Raw genomic sequence first — 21,810 nt, 5'->3', positions numbered from 1 at the left:
GGGGCGTTGTCCGTGCTCAGGCACAGAGCCGACTGTCGGGTTCGAACCGACGACCTTCGCTTTACAAGTTCGTCACCCCTGACGTGGCGATCAGTCCGGTGACGCCTCGCCCCAGCCTGGCCGGTGCGCGAACGGGTCTCGCGATACGGCGATGTGCACCCCTGTTGCCGTCAACGACTGCCGTCAGGCCACCAGCTCAGCGGGCAACAGCCCCGGCTTCAGACCTCTTGATCCGTAGGTTCGGGCACACGGCTGGTGCGGGCCTCGGAGGCGGTTCGGCCTGGTGCCAGTAGAGGGTCGGCGACGGATGCCCTGTGTGGTTGCTGATGTCAGCCTGCCGGGGCGCATTGCCCAGACCCATGGGGCCGGAGAAGCTGCGAACGTGCGCGGATGCTAGCTTCCTTTGCCGTGATGGAGCATCAGGACGAGACCAGGGCGGCCTACGACGGGGTCGTCGAGCTGTATGCGTCGTTGTTCGCTGATCGGTTGGAGACGCATCCGTTCTCGCGCAACATGATCGGCACCTTCGCCGAGTTGGTGCGCGGGACGGGGAACACGCGAGCAGCCGACGTCGGGTGCGGTCCTGGACATCTGACGGCCATGCTCCACGACCTGGGGCTGGACGCCTTCGGACTCGACCTCTCCCCAGCCATGATCGACCACGCCCGGCGGGCCCATCCGGCGCTGCGCTTCGACGAGGCGCGGATGGAGGCCCTGCCGGTCGAGGACGGCGCGCTCGGCGGAGTGCTGGCCCACTACTCGATGATCCATACCCCGCCCGGGGAATTGCCCGCGCTGCTCGCCGAGCAGGTACGTGTCCTGGCGCCAGGGGGCCTGCTCCTGGTCTCGTTCTTCGCGACCGACGGACCGGAGCCGGTCCGCTTCGACCACAAGGTGACGCCCGCGTACAGCTGGCCGGTGGACCGGTTCGCCGAGTTGCTGGCCGGGGCCGGGCTGGTCCCGTTCGCCCGGCTGCTCCACGATCCGGCCTCCGAGCGAGGCTTCCTCGACGCCCACTTGCTGGCCCGCCGCCCCTGAAGCGTGCCCGTATGGATGTCGCTGTCGCCCGCGCCGCGCCAAAGCTGTCGGTGTAGGTACCGTGCGGGCTACTTGGCGGGCGGTTCACCGTGTTCCAGATACACAGGGGGCCCATGGGTTCGGGCCGCCACAGCTTGCTTCACTCGGCGGGAGAGGCGCGGGATCAGGAGCTGGCCGAAGTCTTCCACCATGTGGAATTCGGCGGCCAGTAGCTCGTCAGAGGCGAGCTTCATCGACGCTGCCGTGTCCGGGCTCAACTCTCCGCCGTCGAAGAGGTACAGGACCTTGTCCCCCTCGGCGTCGTTCGGGGCCCAATCGACCACCAAGAGCGGGCCGATGGGGGGCTTGATGCCTAGCTCTTCCTCGACCTCACGACGGCACGCGGACAGAGGCGACTCACCCGTCTCGATGTAGCCGCCGGGAATCTCCCACATCGGCTTGTACGAGGGCCGGACCAGCAGAACGCGGCCTTGAGCGTCGAAGAACAAGGCGCCTGCTGCCATGCGCGGCCGTGCCATCCGCTGTACCTGCTCGTTCTCGGACATGCCGCGAGCCTACTGGCCGTGGGCCCGAGCCCCCGGGGCCGGTGTGGCCACCTACCAGGGACGTAGCTCAGCGTGTGACACTCGGCTGACCAGAGTGAGGGGATCAAAACGGTGCGTGGCATGACTGACCGCCGTCCGTTCGGCAAACGCGTGAAGTTCTACCGCGAGCGTCGCGGCCTCCATCAATGGCAGCTCGGCGAACTGCTCAATCGCTCCGAAGACTGGGTGTACCGGGTCGAGGCCGGAACCATCCCGGTGAACAACGTCAAGATGCTGGCGGACCTGGCGGACGCCCTCCGGGTCCACGTGGAAGATCTGCAAGGGGCCCCGACGCTCCTGGACGATCACGAAGACCACGCGGGCAGTGTGCCCGCCATCCGCGCCGCCCTCATGCAGTCCAGACGGCTGGCTGGCTCCCTGTACGACGCCCGTGAACCGCTGCGCCTGGAGCGCCTTGCCGTCGAGGTCAACGATGCCTGGGACCTGTACCAGCATGCCCAGTACGCGAAGCTGGCCTCGCGCCTCCCGTCGCTGCTGGCAGATGCACGTGTGGCCACGCAGAAACATGCCGCAGGGAAGGACAAGGCCGAGGCTCTGAGGCTGTTCGCCCTCACGTGCCACGTCACAGCAGCATTCCTCCGCAAGCTGGGTGAGACCAACCTCGCCTGGACGGCTGCGGATCAGGGAGATGTCGCGGCCAGCGCGTCAGGGGACCTGACCGCCATCGTCGCGCTGCGTCGGTGCGTCGCGCACGTCCAGCTCGGTGCCGGGCTGGCGGCGGAGGCAGTGAGCGTCACGCAAGATGCTGCCGATGACTTGCCCACGGGCTGGTGGGAGGCGTCACCCGTTTCGCTGTCCCTGTACGGGACGCTTCTGCTGAACGGGTCTGTTGCGGCTGCACGGCTGCGTGACCGCCCTCTGGCCGACCGCATGATCGATAAGGCCCAGCAGGCAGCCGATCGGCTCGGTGGCGACGCCAACGAGATGTGGACGTCCTTCGGTCCATCCAACGTCGAGATTCACCGCCTGGCGCTGGCGCTTGAGTTCGAAGACGTGCAACTGGCCGTCGATATAGCTCCAAGGGTGAAGCCCGCCGGACTTCCCCTGGAGCGGCGGGCGCGGGCGCGTCTCGACGTCGCCCGGGCTTACGGGGAGGCCGGAAGGACAGATGACGCAATCGATCACCTGAAGCGTGCTTACAAGAACGCCCCTGAGCAGATGCGGGCGCATGGGTTCGCCCGCGACCTGGCACGTCGGCTGTACAAGCGCAGTCCGCGACGTGACGTGCGTGAACTCGCGTTGGGGCTCGGCGCACTCGATTAGTCGCTGACTTCTCGACATCGCGGGGTGGACCCGGAATTTTTCTCCGGGTCCACCCCGTGTTTGGTTCCTACGGTTTCCTCATCCAAGCCCGCTTGCGCCTGGGGAGGTTGCCCGCCCGTGGATGTTGACCAAGTAGACGTAGCCCAGATCGGGGAGGCGATCGCCCGTGCCTTGGTCAAGCGGACGGCACTTCCCCCGTACGAGGAACTGCGTGCCCTGCACAAGACGCTGCTGGAACACGTTCAGACGCTGATGCCGCTGGCAGAGAAGCAGGTCGACAGGCTGAACCGGGGCACCGTGGCTTGGTACGAGAAGCGCAGCAGGTTAAACACCATCCCCCACGAGCTCGCCCAGGGCCTTGGCTCCGGCCTGCAATCGGCCGACTGGCACGTGCGAAGCCTGGGCTACACGGTGCAGTTCCTGCTCAACAACTCCGGGCTCGCGCAGGAGCGCGACCGGTGACCTGAAGACCGGGTGGGAGCTGCTGCCCATGGGAAGGACCCGCAGCTCCCGCCCCCAGCCCCGGGGCGTGGTGACTGTGCGGCGGACATCGTCCCGTTCGCCATTCCGCAGATGTCACCCATCGCGCCCAGGGGCGGCGGCGGACACTGCACCGTCCGCTGTCAGCGGTCCGGCTCCCGTTCTCGCTCCAACCCGTTCCGCGGGAAGGGGGCCGGGCCGCGCACAACAACCGCACAAGCAAACCGGACCACCCCTCAAACCTTGGCAGGAGCGGGGTGGTCCGGTCGGAAGTCCCTGTTCAGGACCCCGGTGCCGATGGTACCGGGGACGTCGTCGTGCGCGCTTCGGCACCGCCTTGCCCCGGATGAGTCCAGGTGAAGAAAGGGATCGTGACAAGTGCGAGGCATGCACGGCGAGGTGGGTTCGACGCTGGCGATGGCCGAAGCGTCTACGACACGCTGCCCAGCCACAGCGATACGGGAACCGACGCGGAGCGACCACGACGGGCTCAACCACCGCGCGGCAGCAGCTGCTCCCCGCCCGCCACGTCCGGGGCAGCACGTCTGCTCACGCGGCCGCATCCGTAACGGTGGCAGTACGGCGGCCGACCACATCGAACAGGGGACGACGACCGACCTGCTTCATGCCCGGGCTCCCCTCCCTCGCTGCTGGCCGTTCCTACGCGCACAACAGCGAGGGCCGCAGTCGGCGGACGGCTGGCCATGTAAGCCGCCTCGCGTAGCCGCCCTTCGACGGCTGGCCGGTCGGGCACGTGGTCCTGGTCGTGCCGCTGCTTCTGCGTGTCCGCTGCGATCGGCAGGGCGTACCGGTTCGGCTGTTCCCGGTGCTGACTGTGTCTGGTGGGTCGCTGAATCGGGGTGGCGCGCTGAGTGGCCCGGGGGCGCCGCTGAGCGGGGCGGAAGACAGGAGCGGGCGGCGGCCACGGGCCGCCAGCGCGCGCGGCCCGCGCCAGCGGGCCGCCTTGATCCAGTAAAGAAACTCTGAACAGCTCGGGCAAGGAAGGCCAGGAAAGATCGTAATGCGGGGTGCGCGCAGCCAACGCGCAGCGAACAAGGGGGAACTGGTGCTGACCGAGCAGGAGCGGGCACTGCTGGCAGAGATCACAACTATGGCCGAGCGCCTACGCGGGGAGCTGGAGGAGGTTCGCTCGGAGGTGGCGGAGGTCAGGCGGTGTTCAGCGAGTCACCCACAACCCACCGGACACCCTCCCGTCAGTGTCAACGCGGCGTCGCCGTGCCGCCGACATTGCGGATCATGCGCTGGAGAATGGTGAGGGCGGCCGCGTACTCCTCGTCGGTGATGCCTTCGTGGATCTCCGAGCGCAGTTCGGCAACAAGGTCCTTGATCCGGACCTTGGCGTCTCGTCCGGCGTCTGTGAGGGTCAGACGGTCGGCGTCGTCGGCAGTGAGCCATTCACGGTGAAGGAGGCTGTCAACAGCGTGGCCCATGTCTTCGGGGCTCACCTCATCGAGGAACGCATCCAGCCGGTCGCGGACCTGCGCGCGTGTAAGACCGTTCTCGGCGGCATCGACGTAGTTGAGCGTCCACCACTGCTGCTGGGTGACGTCTACGCGAGCTAATGAGCTGCGGACATGTTGGAGAAGCGCACGGGTGGTGGCCCATGTCCAATAGGCGATGGGCTGGGCTGCCAGGGCCGAGACATCAAGGTGTTCGGGTTCCGTTTCCATGACTGGAAACGCTAGAAGTTGAACCTCAGTTGAGGTCAAGGGGCGATCGACCTCGCCGACAGGGCTCTGAGGGGACGGTCTACGGCTCCTGCCGCGACCTGAGTTCGGCGACTTCCTGCTTGAGGGTCTGCACCTCCGCGTTCAGTGTGCGGAGCTGTTCCCGGACCCCTAGGAGCGCGTCGGCGAGGTTCCCGGCAGCTTCCGCGCTGGCCGGGCCCGTCTCCTCCTCGGAGGTCGCTCGGGGCCTCTCGATGCGCTTGGGCTCGATCAGTTTGCCTTCGGGGCCGATTACGTCCGCAACGTAGCTGCCGCGCCCCTGCACGGTGTAGATCAAGCCCTCTTCGCGGAGCACGCGCAGTGCGCTGCGGGCGGTCATGTTGGCGATGCCGAACCGCTCTTGCAGCTCGCGGTGCGAGGGAAGCTGTTCGCCCGGCTTGATCTTGCCCGCCTTGATGTCGCTCCGGATGGCCTCGGCTGCCTGCTGGTACGGCGGGCGGGCGTCGTGCGTCGGCGGCGTCATGGTCCAAGGGTAGCCGTGTTAGCCCACCTAACACACCCAGACCTTTGAACTCAGACATCTAGCTCACTTGACCTAGCTAGCCTGGCTAGCTCATAGTTGGTGGCCCGGCCGCACAAGCGGCTGGCAACGAAAGGGAGCAAAAGGCATGGCTATGACCCGTATCCGCGTGGGGCTGCTGCCCTCGACGATGTTCATCGCTGGCACCGCCCCGGTGCCGAAGATCAAGGACCCGGAGTCCGGGGCCCTCGCCACCGACCGCGACACCGGCGAGTTCCTGCACACCCTGACCGTCTTCCTCATGGAGGAAGGCCGGGCGGAGCAGATGAAGCTCACCGTTCCGGAAAGCGGTCTGCCGGACGGTCTCCAGCCGGGCACCCCGGTGCGGGTGACGGACCTGTTCGCCACCCCGTGGGCCCGCGTCTTCAACGGCCAGCTCTCCGAGGGCGTGGCCTACCGGGCGGCGAAGCTGGAGCTTGCGGCGGTGGCCAAGTGACGCCCGCTCGCGAACGGGCTTACCCGGTCGCCCCGGAGAGCGGGGACCACGATTCGCGCTTCACCAACGGCCTGGCGCTGGACGTGGCCGAGGTGATCGAGGCGCACGGCTACCCCAAGTTCACCTCCGGCCGTGACCTGCTGGAACTGCGCATATCCCTGTACCGATTCCTCTACAAGGACGCACTGTGACTCTGGGAGAAATCATCGGGTCCGCCCCGGCTCTGGCCGGGGCGGCCCTGGCCCTGACCCTCGGATGGGCCCTGTGGTGGCTGGTGCGCTACATACGCGCCGACACGATGACGCGGGCCAGCATCCGGCAGGCCATACGCGTCCGCCGGGGCTGGCGTCGACTGGCCCCGATGGCCGGACTGTCGGTGACCGACAAGACGCCCCCGGCCGTGATCGTGGCGCCGGACGGGAAGGTGCCCAAGCCCAAGGTCCTCATCCCGAAGATCAAAGTCACCGCCGACCGGTACGGCGTCCTGGTACGGGCGGTGTGCCTGCCCAAGGTCAGCCTGGCGGAGTTCCAGAGGGCGGCCCCCTACCTGGCCGACGCCTGGCGCTGCACACGAGTCTCGGTCCTCCCCGACAAGCCGGGGCAGCTGGTCATCCGTGGCGTGCGTGTTGACCCACTGGTCGTCCGCACCGAGCACACTCCCACCGGCAGGGTGCCAGAGGAGCTGGCGGTGTGGCATCTGGGGCTGGACGAGTACGCACAGCCGGTGAGCGTCAGCCTGTCCGACGTGCCCGGGGTCACCGTGGCCGGACTGCCCGGCTTCGGCAAAACGTCTCTGGTGAACCGGCTCCTGTGCGACACCGCTCCGTCGGCGGCGATTCAGTACGCGGTGGCCGACGGCAAGGTGACCTACTCGGATGAGGGCGACTACGCCGACCTGGCACAGCGGGCGTTCGCGTTCGTCGGCGATGACCTGGCCGAGGCGAACGTGTTGTTCAAGCGGCTGGTGAGGCTGCGGCGGGACCGCTCGGCGTCCATCCGTGCTCTGCTGGGCGTGAAGAACATGTGGCACGTCGGGCCCTCGGAGACCTGGCCGCTGACCGTGCTCATCGTGGATGAGGCGCACACCTACTTCCGTGACTACAAGGGATCGGACCCGCAGACCAAGAAACTCGCTGCCCTGGCCGCCGAGAACGCGCGGCTGGTTGAGGACCTGGTGAAGAAGGGCCGGAGCGTCGGAATCCTGGTGATCATCGCGACGCAGAAGGCGACCGGGGATGCCATCCCCACCTTCATCCGGGACGTGTGCCCGGTGGGTCTGTCCTTCGCGCAGAAGACCGCTGAGGCGGCCGTGGTCGCCTTGGGCGAGGACATCCGGAACTGGCCGGACGCCAATCCAACTGCCCTCCAGGACCCGGCCTACGTCGGCGTGGCCTCGATGGCCCACCAGGGCCGACCCGGCTTCACCCGCATCCGCACCCCGTACGTGGCCGACGACGACGCGGCCCGCATCGCCACCGCCACCGCACACCTGACCCGCGACCCCGCCGACCTCCTCAACGATCAACTGACCAACGGCCCTGGGGCGCCGGTCCTCCTCACCAAGTGACGATCTTCGAGCAACCGACACCCGGAAGGAGGTGAATCCCTATGTCTGAGGACCGGATCACTCAGCGCACCGTGACCGTGGTCATGGGCATCATCGCGGCCCTGGCCTTCGTCTTCTCCTTCGGCAACGTCTGGGCCCTGGCCCTGCGCCTCGGCGTACCCGCCCCGATCGCTCCGCTGATCGCGCCCATGGTTGACCTGTCTGTGGTCGGCCTCTTGGTCGCCCTGCGCTACCTGTCCCTGCGCGGCGTCCCCGCCGAGCACATCAAGGCCGCAACGCGGCTGATGCATCTGTCTGGGCTGTTGACGCTGGCCCTCAACATCGCCGAACCCATCGCCGCCGGACACTACGGCCGCGCCGCCGTGGACGCGGTCGCCCCGCTCCTCCTCCTGGGCTGGGGAGCCGTCGGCCCGCAACTCCTCCGCCACTTCAACACCGTGGCCCACACCGCTCCGACCATGGCAGCGCCTTCCGCTCCGGTTGAGAAGGACCCGGTCCCCGAGCCTGGGCCTGGCCCGGCCCCCGAACCGGCGGCGCGCCCCGTCACGCCCAAGTCGGAGACCTCCCCGGCGGTCACCGTGCCCGCGCCGCTGCTGAAGGCAGCCCGCACCATCGCCGACAACTACCAGGCCGAACACGGCGAACCCATCACTGCGGCCCAGCTCCGGACCCGGCTCGGCGTCGCGCTGCCCCTGGCCACGGCCGCCCACGCACAGCTCTCCGCCTGATCCCCCCGCCGGCCGTTCCGGCAACCCAGACCCTCAGCCCCACCGGGCTTAGTCCGTCATGCCCCGAGCAGCACCCGCAGCCCTGGCCCAGTGCTGCCCGGGGCCCTCCCTCACCTTGAAAGGATGCGTCACCCGTGAAAGCCCCCCTGGACCTGCGCCACGTGGCGAGCCTGGCCCTGCGGGACCTCATCCACCTTGCCCACCTCCCCGACTTCGAACGCGTCCAAGACCAGATCAGCCAAGTCCGCGGCTGCACCCGACCCGTGCAACTCGTCGGCTCCACCGAAACCCGGGACGCGGCGACGAACGCCGTTGTCCGCTCGTACCGCACCGCTGACGAACCCACTGGGCGGCTGCTCACGGCGTGCGGCAATCGCCGCTCCTCCCGCTGCCCGTCCTGCTCGCGGCTGTACGCCGCTGACACCTACCACCTGATCCGGGCCGGACTCTCCGGCGGCAAGAACGTGCCGGAGACCGTCCGCAGCCACCCTCGGCTGTTCGTCACCCTCACCGCGCCGTCCTTCGGGCCGGTCCACAACCGCCTCACCACCGACGCGGGCGAGACCCTGACCTGCCGCTGCGGCGAACGCCACGGGCCCGATGACCCGTCGTTGGGCACGCCGCTGTCCCCGGCGACCTACGACTACGCCGGAGCCGTGCTGTGGAACGCCCATGCCGGAGCATTGTGGGCCCGCTTCACCACCTACCTGCGCCGCGAGCTGGCCGCGCACCTCGGCATCACCCAGAAGGCGCTCAACGCCGCGCTACGCGTCTCCTTCGCCAAGGTCGCCGAGTACCAGCGGCGCGGCCTGGTCCACTTCCACGCCGTGATCCGCCTCGATGGCCCCGAAGGCAGCAACCAGCCCCCGCCCACCTGGGCCACGGTCGACGCTCTCACCCACGCGGTCACCAAGGCGGCCGAACGGGCCGTGCTCACCGTGACGTCCGACGCCATCGGCGAACGCGAAATCGCCTGGGGCGATCAGATCGACATCCGCGAAATCACGGCCCTGGGCGACGGCGAACTGACCGACCAGAAGGTGGCCGCCTACGTCGCCAAGTACGCCACCAAGAGCGCCGAGGACTCCGGCACCGTGGATCACTCCCTGCGCTGTGCCCACTGCGCCGGACGCGGCTACCAGCGCGGCCCGGACAGCTTCCGGGACCTGTGCGATCAGTGCGACGGCACCGGGCAGTTCGAGCCGATTGCGGATCTGCGCGTGCACAGCCACGTCCGCCAGATGATCCGCACCGCCTGGGACCTCGGCCACCTGCCGGAATTCGCCGACCTCAAGCTCTGGAAGTGGGCACACATGCTCGGCTTCCGGGGCCACTTCTCCAGCAAATCCCGCCGCTACTCCACCACCCTCGGCGCACTCCGCGACATCCGCCGAGCCTGGCGCACCGAGCAAGCCCGCGCCGCAGACGACCGGACCGAGCTGGACGAGGAAACCACCCTCGTCGTCTCCCACTGGCAATACCTGGCCTCCGGCTACAGCCCCGGCGAAGAACTCCTCGCCGCACAGGTACGCCACGACCTCGCCCAAGCCGAACGCCGCAAGACAGAAGGAGACCCGTGGCTGTGAGTAGGTGCCTGTCATCGACGCACACGGCCCTGACCATCCCCGAGGTCATGACTGCCCTGCGCTTGAGCCGGAGCAAGGTCTACGACCTCATACGAACCCACCAGTTGGCCAGCTTCACCGTCGGGCGCGCCCGGCGTGTGTCTCCGGACAGCCTGCGCGCCTTCATTCAGGAACAGATCGAGGAGAACGCGGCCTGATGGCATCCCAGAAGAGGAACCCCAACGGCGCCGGAAGCATCTGGCAGCGCAAGGACGGACGCTTTGAGGCGCGGGTCTACGTCCCTCAGCCTGACGGCACCCGCAAGCGCAAAACCGTCTACGGCGCCACCTGGACAGAGTGCGACGAGAAGCGTCAGGAACTCGTCCGGCGGGACCGCCAGGGAATCCCCACGCCTTCCCGGTCCGCCAAGCTCTCCGAATGGCTGCCGTACTGGTTGGAAGAGCACATCAAGCCGCAGCGCAAGCGCACCACGTACATCAAGTACGAGATGCACGTACGGCTGTACCTCATAACGCAGTTGGGCACGCGTCGGCTGGAATCGCTCACCACGGCGAACGTGCGACGCATGCTCAAGAACGTCACGGCTCAGGCGTCGGCCGCGACCGCGAAGGAGGCGCATCGGGTCCTCCGTACGGCACTGACGACGGCTTGCCGTGAGGAACTGATCAGCCGCAACGTCGCGCAGCTGGTTCCCGCGCCGCGCGTCGAGCCCCGGGAGCTGCGGCCGTGGACGCTGGACGAGACCCTGACGTTCCTGGAGGCGGCGCGTTCGGACCCCCTGTACCCGGCGTTCGTCCTGGCGGTCGCGCTGGGACTGCGCCGTGGGGAGATCCTGGGCCTGCACTGGCGAGACGTGGACCTGGAGCGGCGCACGCTGACCGTGCGGTCCCAGCTCCAGCGCGGTGGCAAGGAGCTGTACGTGGACAGCACCAAGAACCGGCGTGCGCGGACGATCCCGATCCCGTTGATGTGCGTCGCCCCGCTCCGGTGGCAGCGCCTCCGGCAGGCCAACCAGCGCACCGCTGCCGGAAAGGACTGGCAGGCTGGCGGCTACGTGTTCACCACGCGCAGCGGTCGGCCCATCGAGCCGCGCAACCTGAACCGGTCCTTCGACCGGATCACGGAAGCCGCCAAGCTGCCTCGGGTGCGTCTGCACGACACCCGGCACGGATGCGCCTCGCTACTCTTCGCGGCCGGGATCGCCCCGCGCGTCGTGATGGAGATCTTGGGCCACTCGCAGATCGCGGTCACCATGAACGTCTACACCCACGTGAACGACGACAGCCGTCGTGAGGCGATGGGCCACATGGACCGGCTGCTGAGGCGCCGAAGGTAGGAGACTGCCGTCAACTTCTGCCGTCAACGCCCCCACGATCCAAGATCGCGGGGGCGTTCGGCCTGGTGAGGCACAGAGCCGACTGTCGGGTTCGAACCGACGACCTTCGCTTTACAAGAGCGGTGCTCTACCAGCTGAGCTAAGTCGGCGTCCCCAGCAGTGTACCCACCACACCGGGGTGCTCCGTTCGAAAATTCTGGTGTCCGGAGTAGAGACAGGGCGGGGGTGGGCGGTATAGCGTCACGCCAATCCACGTGCAGTGGACTAGACCCCTACCTTTACTCGGATCGTCCGGCACGTTCCTGCCGGTGAAGGGACCAGATCACCATGGCTACGGTCACGTATGACAAGGCGACCCGGATCTACCCGGGCACCGAAAAGCCCGCCGTCGACCAGCTCGACATCGGCATCGAAGACGGCGAGTTCCTCGTTCTGGTCGGCCCCTCGGGCTGTGGGAAGTCCACGTCGCTGCGGATGCTGGCGGGGCTGGAGGACGTCAACGGCGGGGCGATCCGGATCGGCGACCGCGATGTGACGCACCTGCCGCCGAAGGACCGGGACATCGCGATGGTGTTCCAGAACTACGCGCTGTACCCGCACATGACCGTCGCGCAGAACATGGGCTTCGCGCTCAAGATCGCCGGGGTCAACAAGACCGAGATCCGGCAGAAGGTCGAGGACGCGGCGAAGATCCTGGACCTCACGGAGTACCTGGAGCGCAAGCCGAAGGCGCTGTCCGGTGGTCAGCGGCAGCGCGTGGCGATGGGGCGGGCCATCGTGCGGGAGCCGCAGGTGTTCCTGATGGATGAGCCGCTGTCGAACCTGGACGCCAAGCTGCGCGTGCAGACCCGTACGCAGATCGCGAGCCTCCAGCGGCGGCTGGGGATCACGACGGTGTACGTCACCCACGACCAGGTCGAGGCCATGACCATGGGCGACCGGGTGGCCGTCCTCAAGGACGGGCTGCTCCAGCAGGTCGACACTCCGCGGAACATGTACGACCGGCCGGCGAACCTCTTCGTGGCGGGCTTCATCGGGTCGCCCGCGATGAACCTGGTCGAGGTGCCGATCATCGACGGCGGTGTGAAGTTCGGCAACAGCGTGGTCCCGGTGAACCGGGACGCGCTGGGCGCCGCGGCCGACAAGGGCGACCGTACGGTCACCGTGGGTGTCCGGCCCGAGCACTTCGACGTGGTGGAGGCGAACGGCGGGGCGGCGAAGTCGCTGACCAAGGCCTCCGACGACGCCCCGGCCGGTCTCGCGATCACCGTCAACGTGGTCGAGGAGACGGGCGCGGACGCGTACGTCTTCGGTTCGGCCGAGGTCGGCGGCGAGAGCAAGGACCTGGTGATCCGGGTCGGCAGCCGCCAGGTGCCGGAGAAGGGCGCACAGCTGCACGTCGTGCCGCAGCCGGGCGAGGCCCACGTCTTCTCCACCTCCACCGGGGAGCGGCTCAGCGACTGATGTCCGTGAGGTGAGGCGCCGTCTTCCGCTGTGCGGGGGCGGCGCCTCACTCATGTCCGCGGCAGCCCACTGTCGCGTTGTGGCATTGTCGATAAATTCCTCGACATTCCGGTCTTTTCGATTCCGTTCGTCAACGCCCCCGCGCGCAAGAACGGGTTTCCATCACCCGGGTCGGTGACTCAATGTCGCCAAATCATCGCTCCTCGCTACGATCCCTCCCGTGAACACCGCAGCCCGCCGTATCGGCAGAACCCTCGCGCTCGTCCTCCCCGTCGTGCTCGTCCTCTCCGGAACGCTCGCCGTCACCCGCGTCCCGTGGGCCTCGCCGAGCGCCGAGTCGCAGATCCTCACCGCCTCCTCCGACCGCGCCTCCACCCACGCCGTCCACCGTGCCCCGCACGAGCTGCTGCGCGACCGGCTGCTCGCGGAGTTGCAGGAGAAGGACCCGGGAGTGGCCCTCACCCACCTCCAGGTCGCCACCAACGAACGGCCGTCGCTGGCGCGGCACTGCGCGGACATCGCCCGTGCGCTCGGCCGCGCCGCGGTCGCCAAGTACGGGGGTACGAACCGGGCCCAGGCGTACGCCCGTCCCGTCTGCGACACCTCGTTCGCGTCCGGCATCACCCAGGCGTACCGCTGATCACGTCCGGGCCCCACTCCCCGTGCGGTCACCGCGCCACCGCATATGGTGCGATCCATGACCGATGACCTCCACAGGCCCGGGCACCACGCTCACCACCCGCATGCCCCGCGCCCCACACAGGCCGTCGTCCTGGCCGGGGGCCAGGGCTCGCGGCTGCGTCCGTACACCGACGACCGTCCCAAGCCGATGGTCGAGATCCCGGGTACCGGGACCCCGATCATCGGCCATCAGCTGGCCTGGCTGGCCGCCGAGGGGGTCACCGACGCGGTCGTCTCCTGCGGTCATCTCGCCGCCGTCCTCCAGGACTGGCTGGAGTCGGCGGAGCTGCCGCTGCGCGTGACGACCGTCGTCGAGAAGGAACCGCTCGGCCGCGGCGGGGGCCTGAAGTTCGCCGCCGCCCGGCTCCCCCACGCCGATCAGCCCTGGTACGCCACCAACGGCGACATCTGGACCCGCTTCTCGCTGCGCGAGATGGCCGACTTCCACCATGAACGCGACGCCGTCGCGACGCTCGCGCTGGCCCGGCCGCGCATCCCCTGGGGGGCGGTGGAGACGAACGAGTTCGGTCACGTCCTCGACTTCATCGAGTCGCCGCCCTCCCCGTATCTCATCAACGCGGGCGTGTACGTCTTCTCCGCCGCCTTCACCTCGCTGCTGCCGGAGCGCGGCGACCACGAGCGGACGACGTTCCCGCGGCTCGCGCGCGAGCGGCGGCTGGCCGGGTTTCCGCTGCCCCACGGGGCGTACTGGCGGGCCATCGACACCGCCAAGGACCTCACCGAGGCCGCCAAGGAACTCTCCTCGGGTCCCCCGCCGTCCGGGCGCGGCTCGCTGGAGTCAACGCCCGTGCGGCCGTTGCACGACTAAGTCCCGGTACGCCGAAGGCCCTCCGCGCTCACGTCTGCGCGGAGGGCCTTCCGCCTCCGTACGGTTCAGCCCAGCAGACCGCCCAGCGCGGCCTCCTCCTGCGCCGGTTCGCCCTCGTCGTAGGAATCGGCCGCCGGGGCGCCCCCGCCCATGCCGCCGCCCTCCGAACTCGTCCCGCCCAGGCCCGCGCCGCCCCCGCCGCCGAGGGCCGGCGGGCCCGGTTCCGTCATCGGGGCCTCGGGGCGGCTCGGGGTGCGGGGGGTCGTACGGTGGCGCCGCGCCTGGCCGGGGCTGCCGGTGCCGCTCGCCGAACCCGTCGCGCTGGGCCTGCCCGAGGTGGCGGACGCCGACGGGGAGGCGGAGGGGGTCCGACGGTTCAACGGGGCGCGGTACGACGGCGATCCGGGCGTTTCCACCGCGCCGCCCACCCCGCCGCGCGGGCTGGTCTCGGGCTTCCGGGGCAGCGGCGAGCCGGGGAGGCTGTTCCTCGGCACCTCGCGCGGCTCGGGCGCCCGGACCGTCTCCGAGGACCGTACGGCGCCGCCGATCGTCGAGCCGAGCAGCAGGGTGAGCCCGGCCACCACCATCGCCATGACGGTGCCGCGGCGCAGCACCCGCCGCCGCAGCGCCCACAGTTCGACGCGCGGGCCGAGCCGCCGCCAGGCCTCGCCCGCGAGACGGGCGTCGGTCGAGTACACCGGGGCGCCCGCGATGATCAGCGGGCTCCAGGCGGCGAGGTAGATGATGTCGGGCGCGTCGTAGACCGGTACGGTCCGCCAGCTCACGGTGAGGATCAGCGCGGCGGACAACACCGCGCCGACGCAGGCCGCGAGCCGCTGCCACAGCCCGAGGACGGTGAGCACGCCGACCACGATCTGGAGGAACGCCACGGTCAGCCCGGCGCCCACCGGGTGCTCCAGGGCGAGGTCGCGCAGCGGCTCGGCGATCGGCCAGGGGTGCAGGGACTGGAGCCAGGTGACCATCGAGCCGCGCTCGCCGCCGTCGAAGTAGACGGGGTCGGAGAGCTTGCCCATGCCCGCGTAGACGGAGATGAAGCCGAGGAAGATGCGGAGCGGGAGGAGGACGACGCCGAGGTTCATCCGGCGGTCGGGGTAGTACGCGTGCCGCACCTGCTCGGAGGGGCGCCGCGGGCTCGGGACCTGGGGACTTTGGTGGGTCTGCGGCGCTTGACGGGTCCGGTGGTGGGCCTGCCGGGTCTGGTGGTGGGCGGCGTGCGAGGGCCGGGGGACGCGTGGCGTCGGGCCGGTGCGGTGCGTGGCGTCCGACTCCCGCGGGCGCGGTGGCCGCCCGGTCTCCGGCGCCGGGTCCCGGCGCGGGTTGCGCGGCCCGATGACCGTGGGCGGGCCGGTGACCGCGGGCGGGCCGTCGTCGAAGGTGACCCGGGGCAGCACCTGGGTGGTGCCCACGTCCTCGGGGCCGTCCACGGTTTCGGAGTACCGCACGGCCTGGAGGAGTCGGGTCGCCGCCGTGTCCCCGCCGGGCCGGGTGCGCCCGCTCCACACCACGGGCGGGCGGCGCCGGGGCGCGGCCCCGGTCCCGATACCGGCGAGCCGGGCCGTGTCCGCCAGCGCGCTGCTCACGACCGGGGAGGAGAGCTGCACCCGGAAGCTGGGGGGATTGACGGCGACCTTCGCAGGGTCACACGGCACCTTGGCCATGGTCAGCTGCGGCTCGTCGTCGAATCCCGACGCGCGTCCCGCCAGGGGCGTGCGGAATTTTCTGGTCTCCACGCTCAACTAACCGAGTGACCGGCGGGAAAGACACTGCCGGGGACGGTGTGATCTGTCGGGGGACCGTCAAGATCGTCCAGCGTCCCCCACCCCGCCCGGTCCCAGTGGACCGGCGGGGCGGAGGAGACCGTGCGTCGTACGAAGGGTTACGCCCGGCGCCGCGACGCCTCGTACAGCACCACGCCCGCCGCGACACCCGCGTTGAGCGACTCCGCGCCGCCGGGCATCGGGATGCGGACCCGGAAGTCGCAGGTCTCGCCGACCAGTCGGGACAGGCCCTTGCCCTCGCTGCCGACGACGATCACGACCGGGCCGTCCAGCGCCTCCAGGTCCTGAAGCTCCGTCTCGCCGTCCGCCGCGAGGCCGACGACCGTGAGGCCTGCCTTCTGGTAGGACTCCAGCGCCCGGGTCAGGTTGGTGGCGCGCGCCACCGGGGTGCGGGCGGCGGTGCCCGCGGAGGTCTTCCAGGCCCCGGCGGTCATCCCGGCCGCGCGCCGCTCCGGTACGACCACGCCGTGGCCGCCGAAGGCGGAGACGGACCGCACCACGGCGCCCAGGTTGCGCGGGTCGGTGACGCCGTCGAGGGCGACGATCAGCGGGTCCTCGCCGTCGTCGAAGGCGGCCGCGCTCAGGTCCTCGGGGTGGGCGTAGTCGTACGGCGGGACCTGGAGCACGAGGCCCTGGTGGTTGAGCCCGTTGGTCATCCGGTCGAGCTCGGCCTTCGGGGCCTCCATGAGGTGGATGCCGCCGCGGTCGGCGGCGATCTTCAGCCCCTCGCGCACCCGGTCGTCGCTGTCGATGAACTGCTGCACGTACAGCGTGTTCGCCGGGACGCCCTCGCGCAGCGCCTCGACCACCGGGTTACGGCCCACCACCAGCTCGTTCGTGCCCTTGGCGCCGCCGCGGCGCGGGGCCGGGCGCTTGGCGGCCTGCCGGGCGCGGGCGTTGGCGATGCGCTGCTTGGCGTGTCCCTTGCGCGCCTCGGCGGGCGGGGTGGGGCCCTTGCCCTCCAGGGCCCGGCGCCGCTTGCCGCCGCTGCCGACCGTCGCGCCCTTCTTGTTGCTGGTACGGCGGTTCCTGCGCTGGCTGTTGCCGGCCATGAATGTCACCTATCTCTTCACTGCTCAGCGCTGCTCGGCAAACGGCAACGGGCAACGGGCAACGGAAAAACGTCGAACGTCACACGCGTCTACGGTCGTATGTACGGTCATACCAGTGTGCCGCCCGGCTCAGCGGGCGGCACAAAGAGCGAGGTCAGCGGGTGCCCAGCTCCCAGCGCGGACCGGACGGGGTGTCCTCGATGACCAGCCCCGACTGCTGGAGCTGGTCGCGGATCGCGTCCGCCGTCGCGTAGTCCTTGCGACCGCGCGCGGCCTGGCGCTGCTCCAGGACCAGCCGGACGAGCGAGTCGACCACACCGTGCAGGTCCTCGCCGCGGTCCGAACCGCCCGACCAGTGGTCGTCGAGCGGGTCCAGGCCCAGCACGCCGAGCATGGCCCGCAGCTCGGCCAGCCGCGCGACCGCCGCCTCCTTGTCGTCGGCGGTGAGGGCGGAGTTGCCCTGGCGGACGGTGGTGTGGACGACCGCGAGCGCCTGCGGCACCCCGAGGTCGTCGTCCATCGCCTCCGCGAACGCGAGCGGCACGTCGGCCGCGGGCTCGACGGTCCCGGCCTTCTCCACGACCCGCTGGATGAAGCCTTCGATGCGCGCGAACGCGGACTCCGCCTCGCGCAGGGCCTCCTCGCTGTACTCGATCATGGAGCGGTAGTGCGGGGTGCCCAGGTAGTAGCGGAGCACGATGGGGCGCCAGCGCTTGACCATCTCGGAGACCAGCACCGAGTTGCCGAGCGACTTGCTCATCTTCTCGCCGCTCATGGTGACCCACGCGTTGTGCACCCAGTACGTGGCGAAGTCGTCGCCGAACCCCTTGGCCTGCGCGATCTCGTTCTCGTGGTGCGGGAAGATCAGGTCGACGCCGCCGCCGTGGATGTCGAAGGCGCTGCCCAGGTACTTGTGCGCCATCGCCGAGCACTCCAGGTGCCAGCCGGGGCGGCCGCGCCCCCACGGGGTCTCCCAGCTCGGCTCGCCGGGCTTGGCCGCCTTCCACATGGCGAAGTCGCGCGGATCGCGCTTGCCGGTCTCGCCCTCGCCGCTGGGCTGGCGCAGCCCGTCCAGGTCCTGGTTGGAGAGCCGGAGGTACTCGGGGTACGAGCGCACGTCGAAGTAGACGTTGCCCTCGGCCGCGTACGCGTGACCCCGGTCGATCAGGCCCCGCATCATCTCGATCATCTCGGGGATGTGGCCGGTCGCCCGCGGCTCATACGTCGGCGGCAGGCAGCCGAGAACGTCGTACGCGCTGGTGAAGGCGCGCTCGTTCGCGTAGCCGATCGACCACCACGGGCGGCCCTGCTCGGCCGACTTGGTGATGATCTTGTCGTCGATGTCCGTGACATTACGGACAAACGACACGTCGTAGCCGCGGTACGCGAACCAGCGGCGCATGATGTCGAAGTTGAGCCCCGACCTGATATGCCCGATGTGCGGGGCAGCCTGCACGGTCGCGCCGCACAGGTAGATCGAGACACAGCCCGGCGTGAGCGGGGAGAAGTCACGGATCTGCCGGGCACCGGTGTCGTACAGGCGAATAGTCACGCGTCAAGGGTAGTCGGAACCCGGTAGTGCCCCGCGACCCGTCGGCCGCGGGGACACAGAAGCGTGACACTTCACCGTGACGCCTCTCTCAGAGGCTGCCGACGACCTTGCGGGCGGCGATCCGCACGACGATGCGCTCGTCGTCCTGGCCCGAGGCCGGGTTGAACTCGGCGTACTTCTTTCCCGTGTACTTGAGCGACAGCTCGTCGATCAGCTTCTGGGCGCCCTCGGTGGTGTAGCTCGCCGTGCCGCGGATCTCGGCGTACGTGTACGGCGCGTCCGCGGGCTGCACCAGGACCGTGACGCGGGGGTCGCGGTCGATGTTCTTCTGCTTCCGCCGTCCCATGGTGGTCGAGAACAGCAGCTCGTCGCCGTCGCGCTTCACCCACACCGGTGACAGCTGAGGGCTGCCGTCGGGCTGGGTGGTGCCGATGATGACGAAGACGGGGGTGTCGAGGACGCGCTTGAGGTCGTCGGAGAGTGTGGTGGCCACGGGGTGCTTCCTTTCCTCGCGCCGAGCTGGGCGGTGGTACGGATGAGATGCGCGTTACCCGATCCGTACCCCACACACCGTCAAGATTGCGGGGCCCGCTCCGAGGAACGGCCCGTACGGCGGAGGAATGCCCTCCGCCACACCGGGCCCGCCAGGCATCCGCGCGGCTAGCGCCGCACCACCAGCGCGGTCGCCACCGCCGCCAGGCCCTCGGCCCGGCCCGTCAGGCCCAGCCCGTCCGTCGTCGTACCCGAGACCGAGACGGGAGCGTCGATCGCCGACGACAGCGCCTTCACCGCCTCGTCCCGGCGCTTGCCGATCTTGGGGCGGACGCCGATCACCTGGATCGCCACATTGCCGATCTCGAAGCCCGCCGCCCGCACGATCCGGGCCGCCTCCGCCAGCAGCGTCACCCCGGACGCGCCGGACCACTCGGGGCGGCTGGTGCCGAAGTGGGCGCCGAGGTCGCCGAGGCCCGCGGCGGAGAACAGCGCGTCACAGGCGGCGTGGGCGGCCACGTCGCCGTCGGAGTGCCCGGCCAGGCCGTACTCCTCGCCCTCCCACAGCAGACCCGCGCACCACAGCTCGCGGCCCTGCTCGAAGGCGTGCACATCCGTGCCGATCCCGACCAGGGGAAGCGCGGGGAGCCCCGCCGCGGGCGGCCGCTCAGAAGCCATCGTTCTTCCTCCTGCGCGCGAGAACCGCCTCGGCCAGCACCAGATCCAGCGGCCGGGTCACCTTGAACGCCTCCTCGTGGCCGGGCACGACCACGACCTCGACGCCCATCCGCTCGACCATGCCCGCGTCGTCCGTCGCGCCGTCGCCCTCCAGGACGATCTTCTCGTGCGCGGCGGCGAGCGTGGCGCGGTCGAAACCCTGCGGGGTCTGTACGGCGCGCAGCAGGGCGCGCTCGGGGGTGCCGACGACCGGCTCGGGCTCACCGGCCCGGTCGCCGGTGCGCGGCTCGACCCGCTTGACGGTGTCGGTCACCGGCAGCGCCGGGACGACGGCGGGCGATCCGTCCCGTACGGCGGCGACGACCGCGTCCACGGTGTCCACGGGGACGAGCGGCCGCGCCGCGTCGTGCACCAGCACCGTCGTGACGCTGTCGGGGACCGCGGCCAGGCCGAGGCGCACCGACTCCTGGCGGGTCTCACCGCCGGGGACGACGACCACCTCGGTGGTCCCGGTGAGCGGATACGCGTCGAGCAGCCGCTGGACCTCGTCGGCACCGTCCGGCGGGGCGACCACGACCACGAGCGAGACGGCGCGGGATCCGGCCATCGCCCGAACGGCGTGCACGAGCATCGGCGTCCCGCTCAGCGGGCGCAGCGCCTTGGGGGCTCCCGGGCCCAGTCGCACGCCACGGCCCGCGGCGGGGATCACTGCGGCGGTGCGGGCGGGGCGCTCGGACTCGCCGCCGGGTGGGGTTACGGACATTGCGTTGGCGTTCAGGTTTGCTTCCTCGGCCGAAATGGGTATGGCCACAGCGTGCCGGGCGCGATGCCCCGACCGGCCCCTTCCGTGACGACTGGTCGTGCCAGCTGCCCGGGCCCGGCACACCTTGCACCACAACAGCGACACCACAAACGGTCTTGCGCCAAGGGCTGCGATGTGGTGGGCTGAGGTGCCTGTGCGCGCACATGCCGCAGCGCCCGGCGAACAGACTTACTTACGAGGAGCAGGTCTGAATCACTCGGGCACCGCGGCATTTATATGTCAGGACGCGAGTACCTCATCCAGCAGGGCCTCGGCCTTGTCCTCATTGGTGCTCTCGGCGAGGGCGAGTTCGCTCACCAGGATCTGGCGCGCCTTGGCGAGCATGCGCTTCTCACCGGCGGACAGACCGCGCTCCCGCTCTCGGCGCCAGAGATCACGCACGACCTCGGCAACCTTGATCACATCACCGGAGGCGAGCTTCTCGAGATTTGCCTTGTAGCGACGGGACCAGTTCGTGGGCTCTTCCGCATACGGTGCGCGCAGCACCTCGAAGACCCGGTCCAGCCCGTCCTGGCCGACCACATCACGCACACCGACGAACTCCGCATTGTCCGCCGGCACACGAACCGTCAGGTCACCCTGAGCGACCTTCAGCACCAAGTAGGTCTTGTCCACGCCTTTGATCTGACGAGTTTCGATGGCCTCGATCAGCGCGGCCCCGTGATGGGGATAGACCACGGTGTCGCCAACCTTGAACGTCATGTGACAGGTACCCCTTCCGTGGCTATCCAGGGTAACACGTGAACGCCTTCTTCTGAATGGCGTTTTCGCAGGTCAGGGCATATCTCGGGGCTTGACAACAGCGGCTGGGACGTGCTGGGCACGGTGGGCGGAACCGGGTATTCGCAGGTGGGAGCGGTTGTCCGGGCGGCCTGAAACCGGCGCGATACACGCCCGGAGAACATCATGCAGGTGGCCGTACGTCCCGTTTTGCCGGAGTCCGGTCGATGGACTTCCGCTACTCCGTTCGGCCGAGGAGCGACAGATCCGGCCCCGATTCCCGAATTGATCACGGCCGCACTGATCATGTCTGTGAGACATCTGTGGTCAAGTGCGTGATCAATTTTTCGGACGTCCACGGATTCCTTACCGATAATCTCCCCGATCCGTCACCGAACCGATATTCAGGGTGG

23 protein-coding genes and 1 tRNA gene are annotated in these 21,810 nt (G+C 69.5%); 13 read left to right on the top strand and 11 right to left on the bottom strand.

Annotation, left to right across the window (positions count from 1 at the left end):
* The first annotated feature begins 411 nt into the window (after positions 1 to 411).
* Positions 412 to 1,038 (top strand): class I SAM-dependent methyltransferase, encoded by a 627-nt coding sequence (locus EEJ42_RS30755; RefSeq protein WP_425472985.1) that lies wholly within the window; start codon positions 412 to 414, stop codon positions 1,036 to 1,038.
* 68 nt (positions 1,039 to 1,106) lie between these two features.
* On the opposite strand, the gene EEJ42_RS30750 is transcribed toward EEJ42_RS30755, so the two are convergent.
* A complete protein-coding gene (locus tag EEJ42_RS30750; protein ID WP_123105132.1) occupies positions 1,107 to 1,583 on the bottom strand; it encodes an NUDIX domain-containing protein in 477 nt (158 codons plus the stop codon).
* 120 nt (positions 1,584 to 1,703) lie between these two features.
* Between EEJ42_RS30750 and EEJ42_RS30745 the strand changes: the two genes are divergently transcribed.
* Positions 1,704 to 2,906 carry a helix-turn-helix domain-containing protein gene (locus EEJ42_RS30745; RefSeq protein ID WP_184503352.1) on the top strand — a complete coding sequence of 401 codons (1,203 nt, stop codon included), beginning with the start codon at positions 1,704 to 1,706 and terminating at the stop codon, positions 2,904 to 2,906.
* 117 nt (positions 2,907 to 3,023) lie between these two features.
* The gene (locus EEJ42_RS30740) at positions 3,024 to 3,368 is read left to right on the top strand and encodes a DUF6415 family natural product biosynthesis protein (RefSeq protein ID WP_123105128.1); all 345 of its coding nucleotides are present in this window, start codon (positions 3,024 to 3,026) and stop codon (positions 3,366 to 3,368) included.
* 1,238 nt (positions 3,369 to 4,606) lie between these two features.
* Here the strand turns inward: EEJ42_RS30740 and EEJ42_RS30735 are convergent.
* Together EEJ42_RS30735 and EEJ42_RS30730 are read right to left on the bottom strand one after the other, a co-directional pair.
* Positions 4,607 to 5,077 carry a MarR family winged helix-turn-helix transcriptional regulator gene (locus EEJ42_RS30735; RefSeq protein ID WP_123105126.1) on the bottom strand — a complete coding sequence of 157 codons (471 nt, stop codon included), beginning with the start codon at positions 5,075 to 5,077 and terminating at the stop codon, positions 4,607 to 4,609.
* Between the two features lie 79 nt (positions 5,078 to 5,156).
* A complete protein-coding gene (locus tag EEJ42_RS30730; RefSeq protein ID WP_123105124.1) occupies positions 5,157 to 5,597 on the bottom strand; it encodes a GntR family transcriptional regulator in 441 nt (146 codons plus the stop codon).
* Between the two features lie 145 nt (positions 5,598 to 5,742).
* Between EEJ42_RS30730 and EEJ42_RS30725 the strand changes: the two genes are divergently transcribed.
* The 7 genes from EEJ42_RS30725 (at position 5,743) to EEJ42_RS30695 (ending at position 11,307) form a co-directional block, all read left to right on the top strand.
* Positions 5,743 to 6,090: an SCO3933 family regulatory protein gene (locus tag EEJ42_RS30725; RefSeq protein ID WP_123105122.1), complete on the top strand. Its 348-nt coding sequence runs from the start codon at positions 5,743 to 5,745 to the stop codon at positions 6,088 to 6,090.
* Positions 6,087 to 6,281: a hypothetical protein gene (locus tag EEJ42_RS30720; protein WP_123105120.1), complete on the top strand. Its 195-nt coding sequence runs from the start codon at positions 6,087 to 6,089 to the stop codon at positions 6,279 to 6,281. The genes EEJ42_RS30725 and EEJ42_RS30720 overlap by 4 nt, the downstream gene beginning before the upstream one ends.
* Positions 6,278 to 7,657: a cell division protein FtsK gene (locus EEJ42_RS30715; protein WP_123105118.1), complete on the top strand. Its 1,380-nt coding sequence runs from the start codon at positions 6,278 to 6,280 to the stop codon at positions 7,655 to 7,657. The genes EEJ42_RS30720 and EEJ42_RS30715 overlap by 4 nt, the downstream gene beginning before the upstream one ends.
* Before the next feature lie 41 nt (positions 7,658 to 7,698).
* The gene (locus EEJ42_RS30710) at positions 7,699 to 8,385 is read left to right on the top strand and encodes a DUF2637 domain-containing protein (protein WP_123105116.1); all 687 of its coding nucleotides are present in this window, start codon (positions 7,699 to 7,701) and stop codon (positions 8,383 to 8,385) included.
* A 134-nt stretch (positions 8,386 to 8,519) separates the two neighbouring features.
* Positions 8,520 to 9,971, top strand: coding sequence for a replication initiator (locus EEJ42_RS30705; RefSeq protein ID WP_123105114.1), 1,452 nt, complete (start codon positions 8,520 to 8,522; stop codon positions 9,969 to 9,971).
* Positions 9,968 to 10,168: a helix-turn-helix domain-containing protein gene (locus EEJ42_RS30700; RefSeq protein ID WP_123105112.1), complete on the top strand. Its 201-nt coding sequence runs from the start codon at positions 9,968 to 9,970 to the stop codon at positions 10,166 to 10,168. The genes EEJ42_RS30705 and EEJ42_RS30700 overlap by 4 nt, the downstream gene beginning before the upstream one ends.
* Positions 10,168 to 11,307 carry a site-specific integrase gene (locus tag EEJ42_RS30695; protein ID WP_123105110.1) on the top strand — a complete coding sequence of 380 codons (1,140 nt, stop codon included), beginning with the start codon at positions 10,168 to 10,170 and terminating at the stop codon, positions 11,305 to 11,307. The genes EEJ42_RS30700 and EEJ42_RS30695 overlap by 1 nt, the downstream gene beginning before the upstream one ends.
* Positions 11,308 to 11,383: 76 nt before the next feature.
* Here EEJ42_RS30695 and EEJ42_RS30690 read toward each other — a convergent pair.
* Positions 11,384 to 11,456 (bottom strand) — tRNA-Thr (locus EEJ42_RS30690).
* 178 nt (positions 11,457 to 11,634) lie between these two features.
* Between EEJ42_RS30690 and EEJ42_RS30685 the strand changes: the two genes are divergently transcribed.
* The 3 genes from EEJ42_RS30685 (at position 11,635) to EEJ42_RS30675 (ending at position 14,281) form a co-directional block, all read left to right on the top strand.
* On the top strand, positions 11,635 to 12,771 hold the full coding sequence (locus EEJ42_RS30685; RefSeq protein WP_123105108.1) for an ABC transporter ATP-binding protein: 1,137 nt from the start codon (positions 11,635 to 11,637) through the stop codon (positions 12,769 to 12,771).
* A 220-nt stretch (positions 12,772 to 12,991) separates the two neighbouring features.
* Positions 12,992 to 13,411, top strand: coding sequence for a hypothetical protein (locus EEJ42_RS30680; protein ID WP_123105106.1), 420 nt, complete (start codon positions 12,992 to 12,994; stop codon positions 13,409 to 13,411).
* Positions 13,412 to 13,468: 57 nt separating this feature from the next.
* Positions 13,469 to 14,281, top strand: coding sequence for a nucleotidyltransferase family protein (locus EEJ42_RS30675; protein ID WP_123105104.1), 813 nt, complete (start codon positions 13,469 to 13,471; stop codon positions 14,279 to 14,281).
* Positions 14,282 to 14,346: 65 nt separating this feature from the next.
* Here the strand turns inward: EEJ42_RS30675 and EEJ42_RS30670 are convergent, their stop codons facing one another.
* The 7 genes from EEJ42_RS30670 to EEJ42_RS30640 form a co-directional block, all read right to left on the bottom strand.
* The gene (locus EEJ42_RS30670; protein ID WP_425472982.1) at positions 14,347 to 16,032 is read right to left on the bottom strand and encodes a DoxX family protein; all 1,686 of its coding nucleotides are present in this window, start codon (positions 16,030 to 16,032) and stop codon (positions 14,347 to 14,349) included.
* A gap of 146 nt (positions 16,033 to 16,178) precedes the next feature.
* Positions 16,179 to 17,132 carry a 23S rRNA (guanosine(2251)-2'-O)-methyltransferase RlmB gene (gene rlmB / locus EEJ42_RS30665; protein ID WP_123105102.1) on the bottom strand — a complete coding sequence of 318 codons (954 nt, stop codon included), beginning with the start codon at positions 17,130 to 17,132 and terminating at the stop codon, positions 16,179 to 16,181.
* A gap of 154 nt (positions 17,133 to 17,286) precedes the next feature.
* Positions 17,287 to 18,684 (bottom strand): cysteine--tRNA ligase, encoded by a 1,398-nt coding sequence (cysS, locus tag EEJ42_RS30660; RefSeq protein ID WP_123105100.1) that lies wholly within the window; start codon positions 18,682 to 18,684, stop codon positions 17,287 to 17,289.
* 88 nt (positions 18,685 to 18,772) lie between these two features.
* Entirely contained in the window at positions 18,773 to 19,177 is a 405-nt protein-coding gene (locus EEJ42_RS30655; protein WP_123105098.1) for a PPOX class F420-dependent oxidoreductase, read from the bottom strand.
* Positions 19,178 to 19,344: 167 nt separating this feature from the next.
* Entirely contained in the window at positions 19,345 to 19,854 is a 510-nt protein-coding gene (ispF, locus tag EEJ42_RS30650; RefSeq protein WP_123105096.1) for a 2-C-methyl-D-erythritol 2,4-cyclodiphosphate synthase, read from the bottom strand.
* Positions 19,844 to 20,617, bottom strand: a complete 774-nt coding sequence (gene ispD, locus EEJ42_RS30645) for a 2-C-methyl-D-erythritol 4-phosphate cytidylyltransferase (RefSeq protein WP_123105094.1) — start codon at positions 20,615 to 20,617, stop codon at positions 19,844 to 19,846. Before ispD ends, ispF begins: the two co-directional genes overlap by 11 nt.
* Positions 20,618 to 20,896: 279 nt before the next feature.
* Entirely contained in the window at positions 20,897 to 21,379 is a 483-nt protein-coding gene (locus tag EEJ42_RS30640) for a CarD family transcriptional regulator (RefSeq protein WP_009716930.1), read from the bottom strand.
* Positions 21,380 to 21,810 lie beyond the last annotated feature (431 nt).

It is taken from the genome of Streptomyces botrytidirepellens (assembly GCF_003721215.1).
In the GTDB taxonomy this organism is placed as follows: domain Bacteria; phylum Actinomycetota; class Actinomycetes; order Streptomycetales; family Streptomycetaceae; genus Streptomyces; species Streptomyces himastatinicus.
The sequence above is the reverse complement of the archived record's forward strand: the minus strand, read 5'-3'. Positions and strand labels throughout refer to the sequence as shown.